General features: G+C 71.9%; 21 protein-coding genes. 17 read left to right on the forward strand and 4 right to left on the reverse strand.

What is annotated here, in order from left to right; genetic code table 11:
- The first annotated feature begins 2 nt into the window (after positions 1-2).
- From ACFZAM_RS07465 to ACFZAM_RS07535, 15 genes are all read left to right on the forward strand, one after another.
- Entirely contained in the window at positions 3-1,775 is a 1,773-nt protein-coding gene (locus tag ACFZAM_RS07465; RefSeq protein ID WP_355334459.1) for a DUF6801 domain-containing protein, read from the forward strand.
- Between the two features lie 18 nt (positions 1,776-1,793).
- Positions 1,794-2,774 (forward strand): ATP-binding cassette domain-containing protein, encoded by a 981-nt coding sequence (locus ACFZAM_RS07470; protein WP_355334456.1) that lies wholly within the window; start codon positions 1,794-1,796, stop codon positions 2,772-2,774.
- Positions 2,771-3,622 (forward strand): ABC transporter permease, encoded by an 852-nt coding sequence (locus ACFZAM_RS07475; protein ID WP_188279770.1) that lies wholly within the window; start codon positions 2,771-2,773, stop codon positions 3,620-3,622. Before ACFZAM_RS07470 ends, ACFZAM_RS07475 begins: the two co-directional genes overlap by 4 nt.
- Before the next feature lie 3 nt (positions 3,623-3,625).
- Positions 3,626-4,507: an ABC transporter permease gene (locus ACFZAM_RS07480; protein ID WP_391043745.1), complete on the forward strand. Its 882-nt coding sequence runs from the start codon at positions 3,626-3,628 to the stop codon at positions 4,505-4,507.
- Complete coding sequence (locus ACFZAM_RS07485; RefSeq protein ID WP_391043746.1) at positions 4,504-5,874, forward strand: MCE family protein; 1,371 nt, start codon at positions 4,504-4,506, stop codon at positions 5,872-5,874. Before ACFZAM_RS07480 ends, ACFZAM_RS07485 begins: the two co-directional genes overlap by 4 nt.
- The gene (locus ACFZAM_RS07490) at positions 5,871-6,905 is read left to right on the forward strand and encodes an MCE family protein (protein ID WP_391043749.1); all 1,035 of its coding nucleotides are present in this window, start codon (positions 5,871-5,873) and stop codon (positions 6,903-6,905) included. The genes ACFZAM_RS07485 and ACFZAM_RS07490 overlap by 4 nt, the downstream gene beginning before the upstream one ends.
- On the forward strand, positions 6,902-7,987 hold the full coding sequence (locus tag ACFZAM_RS07495) for an MCE family protein (RefSeq protein WP_391043751.1): 1,086 nt from the start codon (positions 6,902-6,904) through the stop codon (positions 7,985-7,987). Before ACFZAM_RS07490 ends, ACFZAM_RS07495 begins: the two co-directional genes overlap by 4 nt.
- Positions 7,984-9,108, forward strand: a complete 1,125-nt coding sequence (locus ACFZAM_RS07500; RefSeq protein ID WP_391043753.1) for an MCE family protein — start codon at positions 7,984-7,986, stop codon at positions 9,106-9,108. The genes ACFZAM_RS07495 and ACFZAM_RS07500 overlap by 4 nt, the downstream gene beginning before the upstream one ends.
- Positions 9,105-10,277 carry an MCE family protein gene (locus tag ACFZAM_RS07505; RefSeq protein ID WP_391043755.1) on the forward strand — a complete coding sequence of 391 codons (1,173 nt, stop codon included), beginning with the start codon at positions 9,105-9,107 and terminating at the stop codon, positions 10,275-10,277. The genes ACFZAM_RS07500 and ACFZAM_RS07505 overlap by 4 nt, the downstream gene beginning before the upstream one ends.
- Positions 10,277-11,644 (forward strand): MCE family protein, encoded by a 1,368-nt coding sequence (locus ACFZAM_RS07510; protein WP_391043757.1) that lies wholly within the window; start codon positions 10,277-10,279, stop codon positions 11,642-11,644. Before ACFZAM_RS07505 ends, ACFZAM_RS07510 begins: the two co-directional genes overlap by 1 nt.
- Positions 11,641-12,150 carry a hypothetical protein gene (locus ACFZAM_RS07515; protein WP_355334437.1) on the forward strand — a complete coding sequence of 170 codons (510 nt, stop codon included), beginning with the start codon at positions 11,641-11,643 and terminating at the stop codon, positions 12,148-12,150. The genes ACFZAM_RS07510 and ACFZAM_RS07515 overlap by 4 nt, the downstream gene beginning before the upstream one ends.
- A gap of 13 nt (positions 12,151-12,163) precedes the next feature.
- Positions 12,164-12,793, forward strand: coding sequence for a hypothetical protein (locus ACFZAM_RS07520; protein ID WP_355334435.1), 630 nt, complete (start codon positions 12,164-12,166; stop codon positions 12,791-12,793).
- Between the two features lie 11 nt (positions 12,794-12,804).
- Positions 12,805-13,458 (forward strand): nuclear transport factor 2 family protein, encoded by a 654-nt coding sequence (locus ACFZAM_RS07525; protein ID WP_391043760.1) that lies wholly within the window; start codon positions 12,805-12,807, stop codon positions 13,456-13,458.
- A 33-nt stretch (positions 13,459-13,491) separates the two neighbouring features.
- A complete protein-coding gene (locus tag ACFZAM_RS07530; protein ID WP_391043762.1) occupies positions 13,492-14,394 on the forward strand; it encodes a hypothetical protein in 903 nt (300 codons plus the stop codon).
- 419 nt (positions 14,395-14,813) lie between these two features.
- On the forward strand, positions 14,814-16,175 hold the full coding sequence (locus ACFZAM_RS07535; protein ID WP_188279782.1) for a glutamine synthetase family protein: 1,362 nt from the start codon (positions 14,814-14,816) through the stop codon (positions 16,173-16,175).
- On the opposite strand, the gene ACFZAM_RS07540 is transcribed toward ACFZAM_RS07535, so the two are convergent.
- The gene (locus ACFZAM_RS07540; protein ID WP_391043765.1) at positions 16,135-17,145 is read right to left on the reverse strand and encodes a helix-turn-helix domain-containing protein; all 1,011 of its coding nucleotides are present in this window, start codon (positions 17,143-17,145) and stop codon (positions 16,135-16,137) included. The genes ACFZAM_RS07535 and ACFZAM_RS07540 overlap by 41 nt on opposite strands.
- A 213-nt stretch (positions 17,146-17,358) precedes the next feature.
- Here ACFZAM_RS07540 and ACFZAM_RS07545 point away from each other — a divergent pair, with 213 nt between their 5' ends.
- On the forward strand, positions 17,359-17,742 hold the full coding sequence (locus ACFZAM_RS07545) for a hypothetical protein (RefSeq protein ID WP_355334424.1): 384 nt from the start codon (positions 17,359-17,361) through the stop codon (positions 17,740-17,742).
- A gap of 47 nt (positions 17,743-17,789) precedes the next feature.
- Here the strand turns inward: ACFZAM_RS07545 and ACFZAM_RS07550 are convergent, their stop codons facing one another.
- The 3 genes from ACFZAM_RS07550 to ACFZAM_RS07560 are packed head-to-tail and all read right to left on the reverse strand — an operon-like array spanning position 17,790 to position 21,040.
- The gene (locus tag ACFZAM_RS07550) at positions 17,790-18,809 is read right to left on the reverse strand and encodes a TolB family protein (RefSeq protein WP_391044256.1); all 1,020 of its coding nucleotides are present in this window, start codon (positions 18,807-18,809) and stop codon (positions 17,790-17,792) included.
- Between the two features lie 20 nt (positions 18,810-18,829).
- Positions 18,830-20,152, reverse strand: a complete 1,323-nt coding sequence (locus tag ACFZAM_RS07555) for an MFS transporter (protein WP_391043767.1) — start codon at positions 20,150-20,152, stop codon at positions 18,830-18,832.
- 3 nt (positions 20,153-20,155) lie between these two features.
- The gene (locus ACFZAM_RS07560) at positions 20,156-21,040 is read right to left on the reverse strand and encodes an alkaline phosphatase family protein (protein WP_188279784.1); all 885 of its coding nucleotides are present in this window, start codon (positions 21,038-21,040) and stop codon (positions 20,156-20,158) included.
- Between the two features lie 1,023 nt (positions 21,041-22,063).
- Here ACFZAM_RS07560 and ACFZAM_RS07565 point away from each other — a divergent pair.
- Complete coding sequence (locus ACFZAM_RS07565; RefSeq protein WP_391043770.1) at positions 22,064-25,090, forward strand: bifunctional [glutamine synthetase] adenylyltransferase/[glutamine synthetase]-adenylyl-L-tyrosine phosphorylase; 3,027 nt, start codon at positions 22,064-22,066, stop codon at positions 25,088-25,090.
- The last annotated feature ends 251 nt before the right edge of the window (positions 25,091-25,341 follow it).

Here is a 25,341-nt window from a genome sequence, read left to right on the forward strand (position 1 = left end):
TAATGAGGGGTGCCGTGAAGCCGCGCCGCGCGGTGCGGTTCGCCGCTGTCGCAGCGGCGGCGCTCCTGGCCGGACTGCTGCCAGGACCCGACTCCGCGGCCAGCGGCCCGGACGGCAAGGTGACCCTCGGATACGCGTGCGCCTTCCCCGCCGGTACGGCCGCCGACGGCTCCGGCGGCACCGACAAGGCCGTCGTCCAGGACGTCACCGTCGCGCTGGTGCAGAACTACCCGGACACCGCCGTGGTCGGAAAGCCCATCCAGCCGGGCGACCTGACGGCGACGGTCACCATGCCGCGGGCCGGCGCCGAGGCGCTGCTGCCCGCCGGCACCACAGCCCTGACCGGCGCCGCGAGCCTCACCGCCCATGTCGCGCAGGGCACTTCGCGAGCGGACGCCGTATGGCCGGGACTGACCGCCCCCTCGACACCCCTCAAGGGCGACGGGGACCTGGTGCTCACCTTCGGCGGCGCGGTGCCGCCGCTGACGGTCACCGCCTCCGGCGAAGTGCGCTTCACCGCAGGGGAGTTGGACCTCAAGCTCAGCCCCGTGACCGACCCCGCGTCCGCACCGCCCGACTCCCCGAGCACCGGCACCGACAGTGCGACCGGCACCGACAGCGACAGCGCGTCCGGCGCCGACAGCGCGACCGGCACGGCCGCGGACTCCGCCGGTACGGGCCAGGCCGCCAAGGACGCCGCCGACATCATCGGCACCTGCGCCCCCAAGCCCGACCAGGGCGACCTCCTCGGTACCGTCTCCGTCCCCGGCACCCCCGGCGGCTCCTCGGGACCCGGCCACGCCACCGCGCCCGGCGGCTCCTCGGCCGCCGCCCCCACGCCGCGCACCGGCTCCCGCGCGGGCGTCGGCAAGACCGGCGAGGGCGCGGGCGACGGAGCCCCCGACGCCGCCCGGTCCGACGGCCGCAACACCATCACGCTGGCCTCGCCCCCGCACTCCGGCGTGCACGACTGCGAGGACCCGCCGGAGGGCGACACCGACCCCGCGGTCATGGACTCCATTCCCCGGCCGCCCAACGCCGTCCGCAGCCCCGGCCCCGGCGACCCGCCGTTCCCCCCGTACTCCCAGTGCGGTTACGTCACCGGCTACTCCAACGTCTTCAAGCTCAAGGGCGCCGCGGTCATCAACGACCTGACCAAGAAGCCGACCCGCGTCACCGTCGTGCAGAAGAGCATCTGGACGGAGTTCACCGACCCCGACCCGCTCAAGCAGTACTTCGAGATCGACTCGATCGCGAAGCTGGCCCTGCCGCCGTCCGACACCACCTTCCTGACCTTCGGGTTCGTGCCGGTCACCGCCCGGATGGAACTGCTCCCCAAGGGCCTGATGACCGTCGTCACGGTCGGCACCAGCAACCTCGGCACGATCACCACCAGCACCATCTACGGCAAGCAGGAACTGCGGCTGTCCGACGTCAAGGTCAACGGCGTACCGCTGGACGTCGGCGCCGACTGCCGCGCCTCGGCGCCGCTGGACATCAAACTCGTCGGCTACGACCGCAGTTCACTGACCGGCCGCCCGACCGGACCCACGGACTACGGAGTGCAGGACGGCGGGCCGCTGGCCCAGGACGACCTCTACATTCCCCCGTTCACCGGCTGCGGCAGCCACGGAGAGAACCTGAATTCCCTCTTCACCTCGGCGATATCGGGGCACGGCAACTCACTGAATCTCATCCAGGGACCGCTGTGCGTGCCCATCGCGGCCTCGGGATGCGATCCGGAGATCGCCTTTCCCGAACCGCCCCACCACTGATCAGCTCCGGGAGGTGCAATGGGAATCGAAGTGATCGTCGAAGGACTCACCAAGTCCTTTGGTACGCAGAACGTCTGGCAGGACGTCACGCTCACACTGCCGCCCGGTGAAGTCAGCGTGATGCTCGGCCCTTCCGGAACCGGCAAGACGGTTTTTCTGAAATCGCTCATCGGCCTGCTCAAGCCCGAACGCGGCCGGGTGCTCGTCGGCGGCGTCGACATGGTGAACAGCCCGGAGCGCGACATCTACGAGGCGCGCAAGATGTTCGGCCTGATGTTCCAGGACGGCGCGCTCTTCGGGTCGATGAACCTCTTCGACAACATCGCCTTCCCGCTGCGCGAGCACACCAGGAAAAAGGAGTCCGAGATCCGCCGCATCGTCATGGAGCGGGTCGACATGGTCGGCCTCCTCGGTGCCGAGGGCAAACTGCCGGGCGAGATATCCGGCGGCATGCGCAAACGCGCGGGACTCGCCCGCGCCCTGGTGCTCGACCCGCAGATCATCCTGTGCGACGAACCCGACTCCGGCCTCGACCCGGTCCGCACCTCGTTCATCTCGCAGCTCCTCATCGACCTCAACGCGCAGATCGACGCGACGATGCTGATCGTCACCCACAACCTCGACATCGCCTCGACCGTGCCCGACAACATGGGCATGCTCTTCCGCCGCGAACTGGTCGCCTTCGGCCCCCGCGAGCTGCTGCTCACCAGCAACGAGCCGGTCGTACGGCAGTTCCTCAGCGGACGCCGCGACGGACCGATCGGGATGTCGGAGGAGAAGGACGAAGCGGCCCTGGCCCGCGAGCAGTTGAACGGCCGCGAGCTGCCCGCGGCCCCGCGCCGCGTCGCGCCGCAGCTCGAACCGTCACCCGGACTGCCGCCCCGGCAGGCGGTACAGCGCCGCAGGGCCCGCGTCCTGGCCATGTGGGACCAGCTCCCGGCCGCGACCCGCGAAGCCGTACAGGCCGGACTCGTCCCCGTCCAGGGGGAGCCCGCATGACCGCGCCCGTACGGGTCCCGGGACCGGGACCCGAGCCGACCCCGCCGCGCCCCGAACGCGTCACCGTGCCGCGCCGCCCGATCCCCGGCACCGGCGCGCTGCGCGAGACCGGGCAGCTCATGACGCTCGCCGCCACCACCGTGCGCGACACCTTCCGCAGGCCGTTCCAGATGCGCGAACTCATCGAGCAGTTCTGGTTCGTGGCCAGCGTGACGATCCTGCCCGCCGCCCTGGTCTCGATCCCCTTCGGCGCCGTCATCGCCCTGCAAGTCGGCTCACTGGCACAGCAGTTGGGCGCCCAGTCGTTCACCGGCGGCGCCAGCGTGCTGGCCGTCATCCAGCAGGCGAGCCCACTGATCGTCGCCCTGCTCATCGCGGGTGCGGGCGGCAGCGCCATCTGCGCCGACCTCGGCTCGCGCAAGATCCGCGAGGAACTGGACGCGATGGAGGTGATGGGCGTCTCCCCGGTGCAGCGGCTGATCGTGCCGCGCGTCCTGGCGACGATGCTCGTCGCGGTCTTCCTCAACGGCCTGGTCTCGGTCGTCGGCACCGCGGGCGGCTACTTCTTCAACGTCATCGTGCAGCACGGCACCCCCGGCGCGTACCTGTCCAGCTTCTCCGCGCTCGCCCAGCTCCCCGACCTGTACATCAGCGAGATCAAGGCCGTGATCTTCGGCTTCATCGCGGGCATCGTCGCCGCCTACCGCGGCCTGCACCCCAAGGGCGGTCCCAAGGGCGTCGGCGACGCGGTCAACCAGTCCGTCGTCATCACCTTCCTGCTGCTGTTCCTGGTGAACGTCGTCCTGACCGCGATCTACCTCCAGCTCGTCCCGCAGAAGGGAGCCTGAGCGATGGCGCTCCTGGACAAGGACACCCCGCAGGCCGAGCCGCCGCCCGAAGGACCACGGCCGCGCCGACGCCGGAACACCGGCCGCTGGCTGCACTGGCTGGACGAGACCGGCGACCACTTCATCTTCCACATCACCGCCGTGCTGTGGATCCCGCGCACCTTGCGCCGGTACCTCAAAGAGGTCCAACGCCTGCTCGCCGAGGTCGTGTTCGGCAGCGGCGGCCTCGGCGTCATCGGCGGCACCGTCGGCGTGATGATCGGCATGACCCTCGCCACCGGCACCGTCGTCGGCCTCCAGGGCTACGCGGCGATGAACCAGCTCGGCACCGCCGCGTTCACCGGCTTCATCTCCGCCTACTTCAACACCCGCGAGATCGCCCCGCTCGTCGCGGGCCTGGCCCTGTCGGCCACCGTCGGCGCCGGATTCACCGCCCAGCTCGGCGCGATGCGGATCAACGAGGAGGTCGACGCGCTGGAGGGCATGGGCCTGCGCAGCATGCCGTACCTGGTCACCACCCGGATCATCGCCGGGGTCGTCGCCATCGTCCCGCTCTACGGCATCGGCCTGCTCAGCAGCTACGTCGCCTCCCGGATGGTCACCGTCATGTTCAACGGCCAGTCCGCGGGCACCTACGACCACTACTTCAACCTCTTCCTGTCCCCCCAGGACGTCCTGCTCTCCGGACTGAAAGTGCTGATCTTCAGCGTCATCGTGATCCTCGCCCACTGCTACTACGGGTTCACCGCCAAGGGCGGCCCCGCGGGCGTCGGCATCGCCGTCGGCCGCTCGGTGCGCAACGCCATCGTGATCATCTCGATCACCGACTTCTTCCTCAGCCTGGCGATCTGGGGCGCCACCACGACGGTGCGGGTGGCGGGATGACCACCACCGACACCCGTCCCGCCGGAGCGCCCCCGGCCCCGCGCCGCCGCCCGACCGGCGGCGCCACCGCCCGCCGCAGGACCGCCGGCGTCGTCTTCCTGCTGGTGCCCGCGCTGCTGGCCTGGCTCGCGGTCGCCGTCTACGACAAGACGTTCAGCGACACCGCGACCGTCCACCTGGAGACCGGCACCGTCGGCAACGAGATGCACCAGGGCGCCGACGTGAAACTGCGCGGGGTCGTCGTCGGCCGGGTCGCCTCCATCAGTGCCGACGGCGACGGCGCCCGGCTCAACCTCGCCATCGACCCCGGCCAGCTCAAGCGCATCCCCGCGGACGTCACCGCGCAGATGCTGCCCACCACGCTGTTCGGCGAACGCTTCGTGGCCCTCGTACCCCCCGCGGGCACCGACACCACCGGCGGCGGCCCCACTCTCGCCGCCGACAGCACCATCGCCCAGGACCGCTCCAGCGACGCCATCGAGCTCCAGCAGGTGCTCGACAACGTGCTGCCGCTGCTCACCGCCGTCCAGCCGCAGAAGCTCGCCGCGACCCTCAACGCCGTCGCGACCGCGCTCGACGGCCGCGGCACCCAGCTCGGCACCACCCTCGTCCAGCTCGACCGCTACCTGACCAAGCTCAACCCCGAACTGCCCGTGCTGAACGACGACATCAAGCAGCTCGTCACCGTCAGCCACGTCTACAACGCCGCCGCGCCCGACATCGTGCAGGCCCTCACCGACTTCACCAGGACCAGCGGCACCATCGCCGAGGAACAGGCCGACCTCAACAGCGTGTACGGCAGCACCACCGCCACCGCGCAGGACCTGACGACGTATCTGCGGCAGAACAAGGACACCATCATCCGGCTGACCGCCGACAGCCGCGGCACCCTCGGGCTGCTCGCGAAGTACTCCCCGTCCTTCCCCTGCACGCTGCGCACCCTGGCCGCCTTCGTCCCCGTCATGGACAAGGCGCTCGGCAAGGGCACCCACGAGCCGGGCCTGCACGTCGACCTCACCAGCGTGCCGTCCCGCGGCAAGTACGTCCCCGGCAAGGACACCCCGGTGTACGACGCGAGCGGCGGCCCGCAGTGCTACCCGGTCCCGTACACCGGCCGCGGCGGCGCACCGGCCGCGACGCACTCCACGAAGTCCGCGACCTCGCCGACCGCCACGACGTCCACGGCGTCCACGGCGTCCACGTCCAGCGTGACCACCACCGACTCCCCGGCCAACTCCCCGCAGGAGAACGAGCTGATCAACGAACTCCTCGCGCCGGGCATCGGCACCGACCCCGGCTCGCTCCCCGACTGGAGCAGCCTGCTCACCGGTCCCGTCTACCGAGGGGCGGAGGTGACGGTGCGGTGAAGCGCCGCAGCCTCGTCGGGCCGATCGTCAAGTCGCTGATCTTCATCCTGGTCACCGCGCTGGCCACCACCGTCCTCGCGGTGAGCATCGCGGGCGGAACCGACGTCGGCGACACCTCCGGCTACAACGCCCGGTTCACCGACGCCACCGGCCTCACCTCGGGCGACAGCGTCCGGATCGCCGGGGTCAAGGTCGGCCAGGTCGACTCGATCAAGGTCGTCGACCACCGCGTCGCGCAGGTGCACTTCTCGGTGCAGCGCGCCCGGAAGCTGCCCGGATCGGTGACCGCCACTATCAAGTACCTCAACATGGTCGGCCAGCGGTACATCGACCTCCAGCAGGGCACGGGACCGGTCGGCCAAGCGCTCGCCCCCGGCGACACCATCCCCCTCCAGCGCACCACCCCGGCCCTCGACCTCACCCAGCTCTTCAACGGCTTCCAGCCGCTGTTCCAGGGCCTGTCGCCCAAGGACGTCAACCAGCTCGCGGGCGAGATCGTCCAGGTGCTCCAGGGCGAGGGCGGCACCGTCGACAGCCTGATCAGCAACGTCGGTTCGCTGACCACGACGCTCGCCGCCAAGGACAAGGTGATCGGCCAGGTCATCGACAACCTCAACTCGGTGCTCACCACGGTGAACACCCGCGAGGCCGGGTTCAACGACCTGGTGACCTCGCTCCAGCAGCTCGTCAGCGGCTTCGCCTCCGACCGCGAACCGATCGGCCAGTCGATCACCGCGATCTCCCAACTCACCACCAGCACCGCCGGGTTGCTCACCGACGGCCGCCAGCCGCTGAAGGACTCCATCGCCCAGCTCGGCCGGCTGTCCACCAACCTCGCCGACAACACACCGCAGTTGGAGAACTTCCTCACCAAGACCCCGGCCAAGCTCCAGACCATCGGCCGGCTCGCCTCCTACGGCTCCTGGCTCAACCTCTACCTCTGCCAGGCCACCGTCGCCGGGGTCACCACCTCCGACGGCAGCAAGCCGCCCACCGGCATAGCGATCACCGAATCGAGGTGCCGGTCATGAACCGCCCCCGCATACCGACCCCGCGCCTCCGCTTCCGCGCCCCCGCGCGCCGGGGCCGCCCCCTCTTCCGGCCGCTGCGCGAACGCAGCCCCGTCCTCGTCGGCACCGTCGGCCTGCTCGTGCTCGCCCTGGCCGGCCTGGTCGCGTACAACGCGGACGCGCTCCCGCTGATCGGCGGCGGCACCACGTACAGCGCGAGCTTCACCGAGGCCGCCGGGCTCAGGTCCGGCAACGAGGTGCGGGTCGCGGGCGTCAAGGTCGGCAAGGTCACCGGGGTGTCGCTGGACGGCGCCCAGGTCAAGGTCACCTTCCGCGTCAAGGACACCTGGATCGGCGACGCCAGCACCGCCGCCATCGGCATCAAGACGCTGCTCGGCGAGAAGTACCTGGCCGTCGACCCGCTCGGCAGCCGCGCGCAGAACCCCGGCCAGCGCATCCCCAGGACCCGCACCACCTCGCCGTACGACGTCACGCAGGCGCTCGACGGCCTCGGCAACACCCTCGGGTCGATCGACACCACGCAGCTCGCCGCCAGCTTCCAGACCCTCTCCGACACCTTCAAGGACACCCCGGCCTCGGTGCGCAGCGCCGCCACCGGCCTGTCGTCGCTGTCGCGGACCATCTCCAGCCGGGACGCCCAGCTCGCCGACCTGCTCGCGGGCAGCAAGCAGCTCACCAAGACCCTCTCCGACCAGAACAGCCGCTTCCAGACGCTGATCTCGGACGGCAACCTGCTGCTCGGCGAAATCCAGAAGCGCCGCGACGCCATCCACGCGCTGCTCACCGGCACCCAGGACCTCGGCACCCAGCTCAACGGCCTGGTCGCCGACAACAACCGGCAGCTCGGCCCGACCCTGGACGCCCTCGACCGGGTCACCGGCGTACTGCTCGCCAACCAGTCCAGCCTCGACAAGGCGCTCGCCCTGGCCGCGCCCTACTACCGGCTGGTCGGCAACACCCTCGGCAACGGCCGCTGGTTCGACAGCTATCTGTGCGGCCTGGTCCCCAAGAGCTATCTGCCCCCGGGCACCCAGCCGACGACCGGGTGCGAGCCGCCCAAGGCGACGGGAGGCACATCGTGAAGGCATCCACCGGCCGCGCCGCGCGAGAGCGGCGGGCCATCGCCCTCGGCACGGTGCTCGCCGTCGTCCTCGCGGCCCTCGCCTACGGCGGCGTACGCCTCTTCGGCGGCCCCGACGGCACCAGGATCACCGCCTACTTCGACCACGCCGTGGGCGTCTACGCCGGATCCGACCTGCGCGTGCTCGGCGTCAAGGTCGGCACCGTCGACTCGGTGAAGCCGCAGGGCAAGCAGGTCAAGGTCGTGCTGGTCCTCGACCACGGGGTGAAGGTCCCGGCGGGAGCCGGCGCCGTCGTCGTCGCGCCCAGCGTCGTCGCCGACCGCTACATCCAGCTCACCCCGGCCTACACCGGCGGCCCCCGGATCACCGCGGGCACCGTCATCCCGGCCACCCGCACCGCGACCCCCGTCGAGGTCGACCAGCTCTACGAGAGCATCACCCGGCTCAGCGACGCCCTCGGCCCGAACGGCGCCAACGCCACCGGCGCCCTGTCGAACCTCCTCGACACCGGCGCGAAGAACCTCGACGGCAACGGCAAGGCCATCGGCGACAGCATCGACCAGCTCGGCCAGGCCACCAAGACCCTCAACGGCCACAGCGACGACCTCTTCGCGACCCTGTCCTACCTCCAGTCCTTCACCACCATGCTGAAGAACAACGACGGCAAGGTACGGGCCGCCACCGATCAACTCTCCACCGTCAGCGGCTTCCTGGCCGAGGACAAGGAGAACCTGGGCGGCGCGCTGCACCAACTGTCCACCGCGCTCGGCCAGGTGAAGACCTTCATCCAGGACAACCGGGCCCGGCTGAAGACCAGCATCGGCAAACTCGCCCCGATCACCCAGACGTTGGTCGACCAGCGCGCGTCACTCGCCGAACTCCTCGACACCGCGCCGCTGGCCGCCGACAACCTCCTCAACGCCTACGACCCGCAGCACGGCACCATCGACGGGCGCGCCAACATCAACGAACTGAGCATGGGCGGCGACATCTCGCCCGCCGCCGCCAAGGACACCGCAAGGACCGGCTCCGACTTCACGCCCGCGGCCAAGGACGCCAAGACCCTGCCGCTGCCCCTGCCGGCGGTCGGCACCGTCTACACCAAGGGGGCGGCCCGATGAAGCGTCCGCACACCCGGGGGAGCGCCGCCACCGTCGGCGGGACCGCGCTGCTCGCGCTCGCCCTCGCCGGCTGCTCGCTGAACGTCCAGAACGTGCCGCTGCCCGGCGGCGCCGACCTCGGCGGCCACCCCTACACCGTGAAGGCCGACTTCGCCGACGTCCTCGACCTCGTCCCGCAGGCGTCCGTACGCGTCAACGACGTCGCCGTCGGCCGCGTCACCAAGATCGGCCTCGGCGCCGACGGCTGGTCCGCGACCGTCACCATGAAGGTCAACGGCAAGGTGCGACTGCCCGCCAACGCGTACGCGCACCTGGAACAGTCCAGCCTGCTCGGCGAGAAGTACATCCAGCTCTCCGCGCCGCCCGGCACGCGGGCCGCCAGCGGCACCCTGCGCGACGGCGCCGTCATCCCCGCCTCGCGCACCAACCGCAACCCCGAGGTCGAAGAGGTCTTCGGCGCACTGTCCATGCTGCTCAACGGCGGCGGCGTCGCCCAGCTCAAGACCATCTCGGTGGAGCTGAACAAGGCCCTGACCGGCAACGAACCGCAGATCCGCTCCATGCTCCACCAGGTCGACACGCTCGTCAGCGACCTCGACGCCCACAAGCAGGACATCACCGACGCGCTCGACGGCGTCAACGAACTGTCCGCCACCCTCGCCGCCCGCGACCAGAAGATCGGCACCGTACTGACCGGCCTCAGCCCCGGACTGAAGGTGCTGGAACAGCAGCGCGGCTCGCTGGTCACCATGCTGCGCTCGCTGGACACGCTCTCCGGCGTCGCGGTGGACACCGTCAACCGCAGCAAGGACGACATGGTCGCCGACCTCAAGGCCCTCGCGCCCACCCTGCGACGGCTCGCCGACGCGGGCGACGCGCTGCCCGACTCGCTCCAGGTGCTGGTCACCTACCCGTTCACCGACGAGGTCCTCAACGGCGTCAAGGGCGACTACCTCAACGTCTACCTCGACCTGACCGCCGTACCCGGCACGCAGCTCATCCCCGAGATGCCCGCGTCCGGGAACGTCTACCCGCCCGACCCCGAGAACCCGATGTCCGCGCACGCCAAGGCCGACCGGACGACGACGGTCGACAAGAAGCTGCGGGAGGCGGGCATCCCGCTGCCGCTGCCGTCGGTCACCGGCTCGACCAGGACCGGGGGCCGCTGATGCTGACCCGCGTCACCATCGCCAAGAACATCGCCTTCCTGCTGATCGCCGTGCTCGTGCTCGGCTTCATCGGCGTCCGCTACGCCGACCTCGGCCGGTACGTGGGCCTGCGCGGCTACTACACCGTCAAGGTCGAACTCCCTGAAGCGGGCGGCCTGTTCGAGCACGCCAACGTCACCTACCGCGGTGTCTCGGTCGGCCGGGTCGGCCCGATCAGACTCACCGACGACGGCGTGGAGGCGTCCTTGCGGATCAACGACTCCGCGCCGCACATCCCCTCCCACCTCAAGGCCGTCGTCGCCAGCCTGTCCGCCGTCGGCGAGCAGTACATCGACCTGCGGCCGACCACCGACCAGGGGCCGTATCTCGCCGACGGCTCCCGCGTCGAACGCGCCGACACCACCATCCCCGCGCCCGTCACCAACCTGCTCACCAGCGTCAACAGCCTGGCCGGATCGGTCCCGTTGAAGTCCCTTCAGACCGTCGTCGACGAATTCGGCAAGGCGTTCGCGGGACAGGGCGACAACCTCCAGTCGCTGCTCGACACCAGCGGCGAGTTCATCTCCGCCGCGGACATGAACCTGCCCGGCAACATCACGCTGATGGCCGACGGGCGGACGGTGCTGCGCACGCAGGCCGACGAGGGCGACGCCATCAAGTCCTTCGCCAGCAGCGCCAGTCAGCTCGCCAAGCAGCTCAACGACTCCGACACCGACCTGCGACGGCTCATCGCCGCGGCGCCCGACGCGGCCGGACAGGTCAGCGCGCTGCTGCGGGACGTCGGACCCCAACTCAGCGTCGTCCTGGCCAACTTGCTGACCACCTCGGACGTGGCCGTCACCCGGCAGCACGGCATCGAGGAATTCCTGGTCAAGGTGCCCGCGGTGGCCGCCGCCGGATCGACGGCGGTGGACGGCAAGGGCCTGCACTTCGGCATGGCCGTCACCTTCTTCTCCCCGCTGCCCTGCACCTCCGGATACGGCGGCACCACGTACCGCAACGGCCTGGACACCAAGGCGCCCGCCACCGCCCTCAACACCGCGGCCCGCTGCACCGCCCCCGCCTCCTCCGGCACCGACGTGCGCGGCTCGGCCAACGCCCCGAGCGGCGGGGGCGTCCCGAACCCCGTGCAGCCCGGCTCGGTGCTGCCGACCGGCGCCGGGACCCCGTCCGCCGCGGGCCCGTCCACCGGGACGACGACGTACGGCACGAGCGTGCTGCCGGGAGCGCTGGGCCTGCCCTCGCTGCCGACCGGGCCCAGCGGCGGCACGATGGCGGATCTGCTCGGCCTCGGCGACACGCGGTTCGGTGACACGCGCTCCGGGGGCACGGGCTTCGGGAACACGGGCTTCGGGGGCACCCGATGAGCGCCCGCCGGTCCACCCTGGTCTGGGTCACCGCGTGGGCGGTCGCCGCCGTGGTGTGCGCGCTCGGCGCCTGGTCGTACGCGGACACGCGCGGCGACGGCACGCTCAATTACGCCAAGGCCCGCGACGCCGTACTGACCGACGGGCAGCGGGACATCACCCGGCTGAACACGGTGGACGCGGCCCACCTGGACCGCGACCTCGCGGCCTGGCTGGACACGACGACCGGGCCGCTGCACGACCGCATGAGCCGTACGCACACCGCGGACGCCGCCGCGCTCAAGCAGTCCGGCACCTCCACCCGGGGCACGGTCACCGACGCGGCGGTCACCGAACTCGACACCAGGGCCGGTACGGCGAAGCTCATCGCGACCGTGCAGGTCCGGGTCATGCCGCGCGGCGGCGCGGCCACCACCGACCGCAAGCGGTTCGAGGCGGGCCTGTCCCGTACCTCGGACGGCTGGAAACTCACGGCGCTCACCGCGGTGCCCGTCGGCGCGAGCTAGGAGGGGCGGCCCAGTGAGCACCACGCATGAGCCCGAGGCCGAGGCGGCGGAGGCCGAGGCGCCGCAGACCGACGCATCGGGGGCCGCCGCTCCGGACGAGGCGGAGGCCAACGAGGCCGCCGCCGGACGGCGTTGGCGGTGGCCGTACGGTGCGCGGCGTACGGCGGCGGTCGCCGCGATCGTGCTGCTGCTCCTCGGCGGCGGCGGATTCGGTTACGCGGCCCACCGGTTGACCGACCCGGCCGCGACGGACAACCGCGCGCTGACCGACACCGAGGCGACCAACCGGGTCGTCGGGGACGTCAGCAACGCGCTCGGCAAGATCTTCGCGTACACGCCGGAGGACACCGGGTCGACCGAGCGGGCCGCCCGCGACCTGCTGGACGGCGCGGCGGCCGACCAGTACCAGGCGCTGTTCGGGCAGATCCGGCAGCGCGTCGCCGAGCAGCAACTCACCCTGACCACACGGGTGGTGCGCGCCGGGGTCGTCCGGCTCACCGCCGACCACGCCCGGCTGCTGGTCTTCCTCGACCAGACCGCCCAGCGCAAGGGCGCCGCGGCCACCAGCGCGGCGGCCCAACTCTCGGTCACCGCCAGGCTCGACGGCGACCACTGGCGGATCACCGATCTCAAGGCCCGGTAGGAGGAGGACGGATGGCACGGATGCCCTTCAAGGGTGGCGGCGGGTCGCGGGACCGGCTCGGGGCGCGGCTGCGCGCGCCGGGCCGGTCGCTGCTCGCCACGGCCGTCGCGCTCGCCGTCGCCGCGGCGGTCGCCGCCGCCCTGACCGGCTGGTCCTGGTACGGGGCCGCGCACGACGACGACGCGGCCTTCGCCCGGACCCGCGACACGGTGCTCGCGGCGGGGGAGCAGGCGGTGCAGAACATGAACACCCTGGACCACTCCGACGTCGACCACGGGCTCGACATCTGGGAGAGCTCCACGACCGGCGACCTGCACAGCCAACTGGTCCAGGGGCGGGCCGCGTTCGAGAAGCAGGTGCGGCAGGCCCAGACGGTCAGCACCGCGAAGATCCTGTCCGGCGCGGTCACCGAACTCGACACCAGGACCGGCAAGGCCAGCGTCATGATCGCGCTGCGGATCACCGTCGAGGCGCCCAAGGCCAAGCCCGCGGTCAAGGAGAGCCGGATGCTCGGCGAACTCACCCGCACCGACACGGGCTGGAAGCTCAGCGCCCTCGGCCAGGCCCCGATGGGCGACAGCGCCGCGGACCCGTCCGCGTCCTCGCCCCCGAGCGGCGGCACCGCCACCGCGAGGCCGTCACCGTCCACCACCGACGGCCAGTAAGCCGCCCCGCCGTCCGCGAGAGGACCGCCGCCCATGTCGACCACCCGCCACCTCATCAACCGCCAACGCCGCCTGGCGGCCACCGCGCCGCCGCGCGAGCGCGTGACCCGCACGGCGGAAGCCGCCACCGACATCCACTCCGACTCCGACACCGCCACCGACATCCACTCCGACTCCGACACCGCCACCGACATCCACTCCGACACCGGCCCGGAGACCGAGGCGGAGGGCGGCGGCCGTTCGGAGCGCCCCGCCCGGGGCCGCGCCGCGACCGCCGTCCGCACCCGCCCGGCACGGCCGCCGCGTACGTCCGACAAGGCGGCCGACGTCACCGCCGACGTCACCGCCGGGACTCCCACCGGCACGGCCGCCGACGCTGAACCCGAGGCCGGGAGCGGCCCGCGCACGTGGCGCCCGCGGCCCGTCACCGTCCTCACCGTCGGCCTCGCCCTGCTGACCGTGCTGCTCGGCGGCCTCGCCGCCTGGTCCGCGGGCAAGGCGTCCGACCTGCGCGACTCGGTGGCCTCCGGCAACACCGCGCTGACCGACACCGCCCGCACCAGCGAGGTCAAAGGCACCGTCGCCCAGGCCGTGAACGCGGTCTTCTCCTACAACTACGCCGACACCGCCCGCACCGACGACGCGGCCAAGCGCGTACTGACCGGCAAGGCCGTCCAGCAGTACGCGACGATGCTCGCCCAGGTCCGCGCCCAGGCACCGGCGCAGAAGCTCGTGCTGACCACGACCGTCACCGACACCGGCGTGGAACTGCTCGACGGCGACCGCGCCCGCGTCCTGGTCTTCGCCGACCAGAGCAACACCAGCACCGCCAAGTCCGCGAACGCGGCGACCACTTACGCGGCGGCGATGTTCGCGGTGGACGCCGTGCACCAGGACGGCACCTGGAAGATCGCGAGCATCGACACCTTCGGGTAGCGCGGACCCCGCGATCAGCGGTCGCGGTCAGCGGTCGCGGCCAGCGGTTGGCGAGGCGCCAGCCGGCGTCCAGCAGATAGCCGACGACGGCGGGCCCCGCGACGGCCGCCGCCACGCGTGCGTGTGCCCACGGGTACGGCTCCTCGTACGGGTACGCAGCTGTGGCGAACAGACGTACGTCTTAGGTAAGGCTACCCTTATCAAAACGCTGACCTTTCCGCGCCATCACCGATCAGGCGCCGCGATCAGGCGCCGCGCGATGATGAAGGACTCGTCGCGGGCAGGCACTATGGGGGAGAGGGCCCCCGCAACGCGCCGGAAATCGCGTGATGGGATGCTCGGCTCGCAATCCCGGATGTGCGTCCCCGATATGGCCAGTGGCGGGGAGCAGGTGGCCTGACCGGCAAGGATGGATGGATATGGACAAGCAGCAGGAGTTCGTTCTCCGCACCCTGGAGGAGCGGGACATCCGCTTCGTCCGCCTGTGGTTCACCGACGTGCTCGGCTACCTGAAGTCGGTCGCCGTCGCACCGGCCGAACTGGAGCAGGCCTTCGACGAGGGCATCGGCTTCGACGGCTCCGCCATCGAGGGCTTCGCCCGGGTGTACGAGTCCGACATGATCGCCAAGCCGGACCCCAGCACCTTCCAGATCCTGCCCTGGCGCGCCGAGAGCCCCGGCACCGCGCGCATGTTCTGCGACATCCTCATGCCCGACGGCTCCCCGTCGTACGCCGACCCGCGCTACGTCCTCAAGCGCGCGCTCGCCAAGACCTCCGACCTCGGCTTCACCTTCTACACCCACCCCGAGATCGAGTTCTTCCTGCTCAAGGACAAGCCGATGGACGGCGGGCGGCCCACCCCCGCCGACAACTCCGGCTACTTCGACCACACCCCGCAGAACGTCGGCATGGACTTCCGCCGCCAGGCCATCACGATGCTGGAGTCCATGGGCATCTCGGTGGAGTTCTCGCACCACGAGGGCGCCCCCGGCCAGCAGGAGATCGACCTGCGCTACGCCGACGCGCTCTCCACCGCCGACAATGTGATGACCTTCCGGCTCGTCATGAAGCAGGTCGCCCTCGAACAGGGCGTGCACGCCACCTTCATGCCCAAGCCGTTCTCCGAGCACCCCGGCTCCGGCATGCACACCCACCTGTCGCTCTTCGAGGGCGACCGCAACGCCTTCTACGAGTCGGGCGCGGAGTTCCAGCTCTCCAAGGTCGGCCGCTCCTTCATCGCGGGCCTGCTCCGGCACGCCGGTGAGACCGCCGCGGTCACCAACCAGTGGGTCAACTCCTACAAGCGGATCTGGGGCGGCTCCCAGCGCACCGCTGGCGCGGGCGGCGAGGCCCCCTCGTACATCTGCTGGGGCCACAACAACCGCTCGGCCCTGATCCGCGTCCCCATGTACAAGCCCGGCAAGACCGGCTCCACCCGCGTCGAGGTCCGCTCGATCGACTCCGGCGCCAACCCCTACCTCGCCTACGCCGTCCTCCTCGCCGCGGGCATGAAGGGCATCCAGGAGGGCTACGAACTCCCGGCCGGCGCCGACGACGACGTCTGGGCCCTGTCCGACTCCGAGCGCCGCGCCCTCGGCATCGAGCCCCTCCCGCAGAACCTCGGCGAGGCCATCACCCTCATGGAGCGCAGCGAACTCGTCGCCGAGACCCTCGGCGAGCACGTCTTCGACTTCTTCCTGCGCAACAAGAAGCAGGAGTGGGAGGAGTACCGCTCCGAGGTCACCGCCTTCGAGCTGCGGAAGAACCTCCCGAACCTGTAGCCGAGAGGAGCTGTTCGGCCTGCGGGGTGCGGCGGTAGTAGACGCGGTGGCCGTGGCGGGTCCGGGTGAGGAGACCCGCCCGGTGCAGGCGCGTGAGGTGGTAGGAGACGGTCGACGGGTCCAGGTGGTGGAGCTCGGCCAGCTCCGTGGTGGTGAGGGGGCGGCCCAGCGACAGCAGCAGGCTGTGCCGGGTGGCCCCCAGGACGTCGGCCGCCGGGTGGCCGCCCTGTGCGGCGCGGCGGCCTGACGGAGCGCGGGGCACCGGATAGCAGAGCATCGTGTCGTGCTGGAACATCGGGTCGAGGCCCGGCGTCAGGTCCCCGGTGACGGTGGGGATCATGACGACGGCCGGGGCGTGCGGCACCGTGGTGCGGAACGGGCTGCGGATGGTCAGTGTGCCGTCGTGCCAACCGGTGTCCGCGTGCAGGGAATCCAGGACCGCGCCGGTTCCCTGCCGGGCCATGAGCTGGGAACGGGCGTTGATATCGGCTTCGAGGCGGCCGCGGATCACCGGCCAGCGCGCTGCGAGTGTGTGGTTCCACAAAGCGTGCAGTTCCTGAGCCGCTTTCTGGACGAATGCGGTTTCCCCCCGGTCGAGTTGGCTCAGGACCGGCGCGGGCAGCTCGGGTCCGGGAAAGCCCTGACCGGCGAAGCCCGTGGTGAACACGGTGATTTCCTGTACCAGCCGGGTCGGCGCGAGGGTGGCTATCCGGTGGAGTTCGTCATCCAGGCTGGGCGCGAACCGCGCGGGCGCGGGGCTGATGAAATCCGGCAGCCACACCTCGCCCTGGAAGAACCCCGCCAGCAGGGGCATCTGCCGGTCGTGCAGCAGCCGCGGCAGCGCGCCGAGCCGTTCCCCGCGGCGGGACGACCTCATGGCGGTGGACAGGACACCGAACAGTTCGACCATCGGTGAGATGGCGAACCGGGTCCTGGCCAGCTCGGCCGGGCCCAGCGACAGACGCAGCATGATGCCTTCCCGGACGGATCGGGCGGACGTCCGAACCGCCAGCCAAACATTGGAACCTCATCCAATCAATGGCAATCCCGGCCAACGTCGGCGTCTACTTGGGGCTGCCCGGAGAATCGGTGCGCGTTTACGCGCGACCGTGAACGGCAATGCGTCGGCACGGCTCCGGGTGCGGAATTCGGTCAATTCCTGCGAACAAGGAGGCCCTTGAGTATGCGTATCGGAAAGCGGACGGTCACCCTCGCGGTAAGCGGCGCGCTGCTCGCCGGCACGGTCGGCTTCGTGGCCGCGTCCCCCGCCCAGGCGGTGGACTGCAACCTCCCCCCGGTGGGCGACATGTGCCTGCACATCCACAACACGGACACCAACACGTGGTACTGGCTCGGCCCGTGGAACGCCTGCGCGGTCCACAACATCGCCATCGACGAGCAGGCCACCTGGATCAACAACAACCAGGTCGGCGGGGTGCGCACCACCTTCTACTACGGCCGCGACGGCAAGAACCCCATCGGCAGCGTCGCCCAGGACTACTCGGGCCGCCCGCCCGGCTACACCGACAGCGACCTCTCCTCCGCGCAGTCCGTCCGCGTCTGCTGACCCGCGCCCCCGAGGCGGGGCCGCCCCGGAGGACGTCACCTCCGGGGTCAGGGCAGCCAGGCGGGGGCCAGGGCCGAGGGGGTGAGGAGGCGGGGGGCGCCGGTGCCGTCGGCGGGGGCGGTGTACAGGTCGGAGCCGTAGTCGCCGGGGAGGGAGTAGACGACGGTCGCGTTGTCGGACCACACGGCCTGGTCGTCGACGCTGCGGGTCTCGGCCAGCGGCCACTCGCGCGAGGTGGCCAGGTCGAGGACGTAGAGGCGCCAGGGGGCGTCGGCGGGCAGGCCGGGCACGCGTTTCTTGAAGGCGATCCGGGTGCCGTCGGGGGAGAGCGACGGGCACTCGACGTTGGTGCGCAGCGTGGTGACGGTACGGGCGGCGACGTCGCCGCGCACGAGGTAGGTGTGGCCGCCGGTGGCGAGCGTGGCGTAGAAGTGCCGGTCGTCGGCGAAGGTGACGCCCCAGAAGTTGATATCGGCGGCGCGCACGCGGCGCCCGTCGCGGGTGACGGCGTAGTCCTCGAGGGACGACTGGAGGGTCCCGGTGCGGGTGTCCAGGATCGAGGTGCGGGTCGAGAAGTCGGTGCCCGCGTACGAGTCGCCGCCGACGAAGACGGTCCAGGCGGCCATCCGCCCGCTGGGCGAGACACGGGCGCGGGTGGGGATGCCCGCGAGCGGCACACGGCGGGTGGCGCGCAGCGCCGAGTCCAGGACGACCGCGTCGTACGAGTCGTTGACCGCGCCGCGCTTGGCCTGGAGGCAGATGCCGGTGCCGCCCGCCGCGTAGAAGCGCAGGCACTTCACGCCGGACGCGACGCGGGGCCCGTCCGGCGCGGAGGCGGGCACCGAGGCCAACTCGTCGCGGTGCGGCCCCCACGCCATGGAGCGGAAGACGATACGGGGGCCGCCGGCGGCCAGCGAGACCGTACCGGCGCGGACGGCGGGGCCGCCCGCCTGCACCTGGTTCTTCCGGTCGGCCCGGTCGGCGGCCCGCCACACCGCGACCCCCGCCACGCACGCCAGCACGGTGATGCTGGCCAGCAGCACCAGCAGCCGGTTGCGCATGCTCATACCGCCCTCGACCCGCCCGCTCATGCCGTCGCCTCCGGTGCCGTGGGAGTCCGTGACGGCCGCAGCCGGACCGACAGCGCGACGCTCGCCGTCAGTGCCAACGCGGCCCCCGTCAGGGCGGATTGGTCGCCCCACGCGGTCCACGCCGCCCCGAAGGCTATGGAGCAGACGAAGCGCGCTGCGGCCTGCCCGGTCTGTACGAGCGCGAGCCCGCTGGAGCGCAGCGCCGCCGGTACGGAACCGGCCGCGGCCGCCATCAGTACCCCGTCCGTGGCCGCGTAGAAGGCCCCGTGCAACGCCAGTACGGCGTACGGCAGTACGCCCGCCCGCAGGTGGGCGAGGAGCAGCCCGTACGCCAGGAGCAGCGCGAAGTGGCCGCCGACGAAGACCCGCCAGCGGCCGACCCGGTCCGCCCAGCGGCCCAGCGGCACGGCGAGCAGCAGGAAGGCGGCGGCGGTGCCCAGCGGGAGGAGCGCGAACCAGCGGTCGGGGACGCCGAGTCGGCGTTGCAGCAGCAGATAGACGAAGGAGTCGCTGACGGTGGCGAGCCCGAGCGCCACCGCGCACAGCGCCAGCCCGCGCAGCTCCCGCCGCCCGAGCAGCCCCACGGCGGCCCGTAGGGACGGCCGGTCAACGTCCTTGTCAGGCGCGGAAGTTGACCGCCGTACGCCCGACGGCACGAACAGCAGCAGCACGACCACGCCGACCGCCGCCACGCAGAAGCTGACGGTGAAGACCGCGTCGTATCCTTCCGCCGCCTGACGGAGGATCAGGAAGGCTGCCAGCGGCCCGAGAAGCGCCCCGGTGGTGTCCATCGCGCGGTGCACACCGAACGCCCGGCCCCGCGACTCCGGGGGCGCCGATAGCGAGATGAGCGCGTCGCGCGGCGCGGTCCGCAGACCCTTGCCGGTGCGGTCGACGGCGAGCACCGCGCCGATCAGCGGCAACGTGTGCACGGCCAGCAGCAGCGGCTTGCACAGCGCGGACAGCCCGTACCCGAAGGCGGCCACCGCCTTGTGCCGCCCGCCGCGGTCGGCGAGATGACCGCCGACCAGCCGTACCACCGCGCTGAATCCGTTGTAGACGCCGTCGAGCAGACCGAAGCCGAGCGGGGAGAGCCCGAGCCCGGTGACCAGGTACAGCGGCAGCACCGCGGTGACCATCTCCGACGACACATCGGTGATGAGGCTGACCGCGCCGAGCGCGAGCACCGTCGAGGTGACCGCGGACGACCGCCCGGGACGCGGGCCCCGGGCGGTCGTCGGCGCTGTCGTCGGGCTGTCCGCCGCGCTCGTCGGTGCGGGTGTCGCGGGCGTGCTGCCGCGGCTCTCGCTGACGTACATCGGTCAGTTGGTCCAGATGCCGGTGATGTCCGCGGCGGACGCGGCGTTGCCCGCGTGCCCCGAGGTACCCGCCAGATCCTCCAGTGTGCGCAGCAGGTTGTAGTGGTTGTAGTTGGTCGCGGACGAACTGCCCGCGGTGACCGGCTGACCGTAGAAGACGGTCGGAATCCGGTTGCCGCTCAGCGAGTTGTCCTCGTCGAAGGTCACGACCAGCACGCTGTTGTGGGTCTTCGCCCACGTCGCGTACGCGCCCAGGTTGTTCTTGATCCAGGTGTCGCCGGTCGCCACCGAGCAGTCGTGCATGTCGCTGCACAGATTCGGTACGACGAAGGACATCCGCGGCAGCGTCGAGTAGTCCGTCGGGAACTGCGCGAAGGTCTTCGCGGTCGACGTCGGGACATTGCCGAAGCCGAACCACGGGTTGTGCTTCTGCGCGTAGTTGCCGCTCTTGCAGGTCGTCGAACCCTGGCTCGGCAGCGTCTCGTTGTAACTGCCGAAGGTCTTGCCCGCGGCGATCACCTCGGAGCCGAGATTCGCGGCCGAGCTGAAGCCGATCTTCACGCAACTGTCGTCCGTCACGCCCTGCGTGGACCCGGAGAACAGCGCGTAGTAGTTCGGCTGGCTCGGGTGCGTGATCGCGTGGCTCTGCGTGAGATTCGCGCCGCCGGTGGCCAGCGAGTTGATGTACGGCGCGCTCGAACTGCCGATGACCTGGCTGTACGCGTGGTTCTCCATGACCACCACGAGGGTGTGGTCGGGGGTGGGCACAGAACCGGCCGCGTGCGCCGAGCCGCCGAGACCGGTCCACAGACCGGCGGACGCGGCGGCGAGGCCGACTGCGGACAACAGAGCGGTGCGGCTGCGGCGGGGCAGAGTCCAGCCGTGCACGGCGTACCTCCGGTAGTGGGGGGAAGGACGAGGAACCGCTGTACATGACAAATTTTAAGAGCCCGATCACGTCAGGGCGAGCGGGCGCCGGGTGAAATGAAGGCGAACACCGAGGTACGGCCTGCCGCCGGCTCCCACAACCCTCCTGCTGGGGCGCCGCCCCCCTGCCCCCTACCGGGCAGCCCCGCCCACCACGCCGCGCCACTCTCCCGCGTGGCCAAGCCCGTGATGTCCGCTCGCGCCGTGCGGGGCCTCCGGCAGGGAGGGGGGTGGTGTGGTCGGTGAGTCGGCGCTGCGCGCGCGCCGCGTGGTGCGGGTCGTGCGGTTGCGCCTGCGGCGCGGGGGGCCTCCGGCCGGGAGGTGGGGTGTCGCGGTCGGCGGGGCGGCGCTGCCCGCGCCGCGTGGTGCGGGTCGTGCGATTCCGTCCGCACGGCGGGGGCCTTGGGTCGGAGGCCGGGGTGGTGCGGTTGCTGGGGCGGCGCTGCGCGCGCCGTGCGGTTGCGCCCGCGCCGCGGGGGGCCTCCGGCCGGGAGGTGGGGTGTCGCGGTTGGTGGGGCGGTGCTGCGCGCGCAGCGCGGTGCGAGCTATGCGGTTGCGCCCTCACCGTGCGGGTCGTGCGGTTGCGCCCATGCCATGCGTGCCGTGCGGTTCGGCACGCGGACCGTGGTCTGGGTCGTGCGGTCGCGGCCACGCCCGCGTGGGCCTCTTGCCTTGGCCGCCTGCGGCAGCTCGGACGACTCGGTCGCGGTCACGCCCGTGCGGGCCTCTTGGTCGCTGGGGCGGGGCGGTGGATGGGGTCGTGTGCGGGGCTCGGGATCGGGGTCGGGTGGGCTGGTGGCCGCACTCCGGCTACCGAGCCCCCCGCAGGGGGTTACGCTCAAACCGAAGCCTTGATCGATCCGGGCTTGCGCGGGACCGTTCCGGGGTACGGGACACGCGCCACCGCGAAGCCAAACCAAGCCAAACCAAACCAAGCCAGTCGAGCGTCACCCCGCCACACCACATGACCCGCCGGGAGGGCCGATGCAGGGACGCCGGAGCAGTACGTTCACGCGGCTGCTGCGGCACGGCTTCACGGACCCGGCGGCGGCCGAGCGGCTGCTGGAGCTGCCCGAGCTGTCGACGGTCAGGACGGACCCGGTGCTGCTGGAGGCGCTGGGCGCGACGGCCGACCCCGACCAGGCGCTGATCAGCCTGGTACGCCTCACGGAGGCGCTGGACCCGGCGGAGCGGCGGACGCTGCTGGACACCGTCATGACGGCGAAGCCGCTGCGCGACCGCCTGCTGGGCATCCTCGGCGCCTCCGAAGCCCTCGGTGACCACCTCGCCCGGCACCCCGCCCACTGGCACGCGCTGGTGATGTACGAGTCCGCCGACCTGCACCCGGGCGTCGCCGACTTCGTCCGGGCCCTCTCGGGCGCCGACACCCCCGACGCGCTGCGCGTCGCCTACCGCCGCTGCCTGCTCGGCATCGCCGCCCGCGACGTGTGCGGCACCAGCGACCTGGTGCGTACCGCCGCGGAACTGGCCGACCTCGCCACCGCCACCCTGCGCGCCGCGCTGGCGATAGCCGCAGCCGAGAGCCCGCAGGACGCCGCCGTCTGCCGGCTGTCCGTCATCGGCATGGGCAAGTGCGGCGGCCACGAGCTGAACTACGTCTCCGACGTCGACGTCGTCTACGTGGCGGAACCGGCCGAGGAGACGGCGGGCCAGGAGGACGCGGAGGGCACCGCCGTACGCGCCGCCACCCGGCTGGCCGCCCGGATGATGCGGATCTGCTCCGACACCACCGCCGAGGGCACGATCTGGCCGGTCGACGCCAATCTGCGGCCCGAGGGCAAGAACGGGCCGCTGGTCCGTACGCTCTCCAGCCACCTCGCCTACTACCGGCGGTGGGCGAAGACCTGGGAGTTCCAGGCGCTGCTCAAGGCCAGGCCGGTCGCCGGGGACGAGGCGCTCGGCGAGGAGTACCTGGCCGCGATCCGCCCGCTGGTCTGGCAGGCCGCCGAGCGCGAGAACTTCGTCACCGACGTGCAGCAGATGCGCCGCCGCGTCGTGGAGAACATCCCCGCCGCCCAGATCGACCGCGAGCTGAAGCTCGGCCCCGGCGGCCTGCGCGACGTCGAATTCGCCGTGCAGCTCCTCCAGCTCGTGCACGGCCGAACCGATCCCTCGCTGCGCAGCGGCACCACGCTGACCGCGCTCGCCGACCTCGCCGCGGGCGGCTACGTCGGCCGCACCGACGCCGCCGCGCTCGACGACGCCTACCGCTTCCTGCGGCTGATGGAACACCGCATCCAGCTCCAGAAGATGCGCCGCACCCACCTCGTCCCCGACGACCAGGCGGGACTGCGCCGCCTCGGCCGCGGCCTGGGCTTCCGCGCCGACCCGGTCGCCGAGCTGAACCGGGAGTGGAAGCGGCACGCCATGGAGGTACGGCGGCTGCACGAGAAGCTGTTCTACCGGCCGCTGCTGGACGCGGTCGCCCAGCTCGGCGGCGAGGAGACCCGGCTCAGCACCGACGCGGCCCGCCAGCGCCTCCAGGCGCTCGGATACGCCGACCCGGCCGCCGCCGTCCGCCACCTGGAGGCGCTGGCCAGCGGCGTCAGCCGCAAGGCCGCCATCCAGCGCACGCTGCTTCCGGTGCTGCTCGGCTGGTTCGCGGACTCCGCCGACCCCGACGCCGGGCTGCTCGGCTTCCGCAAGGTCTCCGACGCGCTCGGCAAGACCCCCTGGTACCTGCGGCTGCTGCGCGACGAGGGCGCGGCGGCGCAGCGGCTGGCCCGCGTCCTCTCCTCCGGGCGGCTCGCCCCCGACCTGCTGATGCGCGCCCCCGAGGCGGTCGCGCTGCTCGGCGCCGCCGACGGTCTCGTGCCGCGCGACCACGCCGCCCTGGAGCAGGAGGTGCTGGCCGCCGTCGGCCGCGCCGACACCCCCGAGCAGGCCATCGCCTCGGTACGGGGAGTACGCCGCCGCGAGCTGTTCCGTACCGCCGCCGCCGACCTCATCGACACCTACGGCGACGACGAGGAGGCCCAGGAGGAGACGCCCGACGAGCCGCCGGACCCCGCCGCGCTGGTCGACCGCGTCGGCACCGCCATCTACGGGCTCACCGCCGCGACGCTCGCGGGCGCGCTGCGCGCCGCCGTCAACCACGTCACCGGCAACGACGCGCACCCGCTGCCCACCCGTTTCGCCGTCATCGGCATGGGCCGCTTCGGCGGCCGGGAGCTGGCCTACGGCTCGGACGCCGACGTGCTCTTCGTCCACGAACCGCTCGACGGCGCCGACGAGGGCGAGGCCACCCGCGCCGCGCTCGCCGTCGCCGACGAGCTGCGCCGCCTGCTCCAGATCCCCACCGCGGACCCGCCGCTGCTGGTCGACGCCGATCTGCGGCCCGAGGGCAAGAGCGGGCCCATGGTCCGCAGCCTCGCGTCGTACGCCGCCTACTACCGGCGCTGGGGGCTGATCTGGGAGAACCAGGCGCTGCTGCGCGCCCTGCCGGTCGCGGGCGACGCGGATCTCGGGGCGCGGTTCACCGCCCTGGTCGACCCGCTGCGGTACCCGGAGAACGGCCTCGAAGAAGAGGCGGTCCGCGAGATACGGCGCCTGAAGGCCCGGATGGAGACCGAGCGGCTGCCGCGCGGCGCCGACCCCACTACGCACGCCAAGCTCGGGCGCGGCGGGCTGTCCGACGTCGAGTGGACGATTCAGCTCGTGCAACTCCAGCACGCGGGGCGGCTGCCCGCCCTGCGCACCACCGGCACCCGCCCGGCCCTCGCCGCCGCCCGCGAGGCCGGGCTCATCGACCCCGAGGACGCCGCAGTCCTCGACGACGCCTGGGTTCTCGCCACCCGCGTCCGCAACGCCGTCATGCTCGTCCGCGGCCGCCCCGGCGACACCTTCCCCAGCGACGGCCGCGAACTCGCCGCCGTCGGCCGCTACCTCGGCTACCCGCCCGGCCACGTCGGCGACATGCTGGAGGACTACCGCCGCCGCACCCGCCGCGCCCGCGCCGTCGTCGAACGCCTCTTCTACGCCTACGAGTAGCCCGCCTCGGACCGCCTCGGGCCGGCTCGGGTCGGGCGGGCTCGGGTCGTGCGTGGGTCGGGGGCCGGGGGCTGCGGGAGAGGGGTTCGAAATCGGTATATTTACGGCGCTTCTGGTACTCCGTATCCGGTGACCTCTCCTGCGCCACAAATATCCGGCAGCATTTCGAACCCCTCTCCCTCCGCCCCCAACCCCCTCCACCCCCGGATGTGGGAGGGGGAGGGGGTGGAACGGCGGGGCGCCCTCACGGT

Source organism: Streptomyces sp. NPDC008079, from assembly GCF_042957385.1.
Classification (GTDB): Bacteria; Actinomycetota; Actinomycetes; order Streptomycetales; family Streptomycetaceae; genus Actinacidiphila.

Bases quoted from the DNA above. Each gene is read 5' to 3' on its own strand.
- ACFZAM_RS07465 (WP_355334459.1), top strand. From the start codon at position 3: ATGAGGGGTGCCGTGAAGCCGCGCCGCGCGGTGCGGTTCGCCGCTGTC.
- ACFZAM_RS07470 (WP_355334456.1), top strand. From the start codon at position 1,794: ATGGGAATCGAAGTGATCGTCGAAGGACTCACCAAGTCCTTTGGTACG.
- ACFZAM_RS07475 (WP_188279770.1), top strand. From the start codon at position 2,771: ATGACCGCGCCCGTACGGGTCCCGGGACCGGGACCCGAGCCGACCCCG.
- ACFZAM_RS07480 (WP_391043745.1), top strand. From the start codon at position 3,626: ATGGCGCTCCTGGACAAGGACACCCCGCAGGCCGAGCCGCCGCCCGAA.
- ACFZAM_RS07485 (WP_391043746.1), top strand. From the start codon at position 4,504: ATGACCACCACCGACACCCGTCCCGCCGGAGCGCCCCCGGCCCCGCGC.
- ACFZAM_RS07495 (WP_391043751.1), top strand. From the start codon at position 6,902: ATGAACCGCCCCCGCATACCGACCCCGCGCCTCCGCTTCCGCGCCCCC.
- ACFZAM_RS07505 (WP_391043755.1), top strand. From the start codon at position 9,105: ATGAAGCGTCCGCACACCCGGGGGAGCGCCGCCACCGTCGGCGGGACC.
- ACFZAM_RS07510 (WP_391043757.1), top strand. From the start codon at position 10,277: ATGCTGACCCGCGTCACCATCGCCAAGAACATCGCCTTCCTGCTGATC.
- ACFZAM_RS07515 (WP_355334437.1), top strand. From the start codon at position 11,641: ATGAGCGCCCGCCGGTCCACCCTGGTCTGGGTCACCGCGTGGGCGGTC.
- ACFZAM_RS07525 (WP_391043760.1), top strand. From the start codon at position 12,805: ATGGCACGGATGCCCTTCAAGGGTGGCGGCGGGTCGCGGGACCGGCTC.
- ACFZAM_RS07530 (WP_391043762.1), top strand. From the start codon at position 13,492: ATGTCGACCACCCGCCACCTCATCAACCGCCAACGCCGCCTGGCGGCC.
- ACFZAM_RS07535 (WP_188279782.1), top strand. From the start codon at position 14,814: ATGGACAAGCAGCAGGAGTTCGTTCTCCGCACCCTGGAGGAGCGGGAC.
- ACFZAM_RS07540 (WP_391043765.1), bottom strand. From the start codon at position 17,145: ATGCTGCGTCTGTCGCTGGGCCCGGCCGAGCTGGCCAGGACCCGGTTC.
- ACFZAM_RS07545 (WP_355334424.1), top strand. From the start codon at position 17,359: ATGCGTATCGGAAAGCGGACGGTCACCCTCGCGGTAAGCGGCGCGCTG.
- ACFZAM_RS07550 (WP_391044256.1), bottom strand. From the start codon at position 18,809: ATGAGCATGCGCAACCGGCTGCTGGTGCTGCTGGCCAGCATCACCGTG.
- ACFZAM_RS07555 (WP_391043767.1), bottom strand. From the start codon at position 20,152: ATGTACGTCAGCGAGAGCCGCGGCAGCACGCCCGCGACACCCGCACCG.
- ACFZAM_RS07565 (WP_391043770.1), top strand. From the start codon at position 22,064: ATGCAGGGACGCCGGAGCAGTACGTTCACGCGGCTGCTGCGGCACGGC.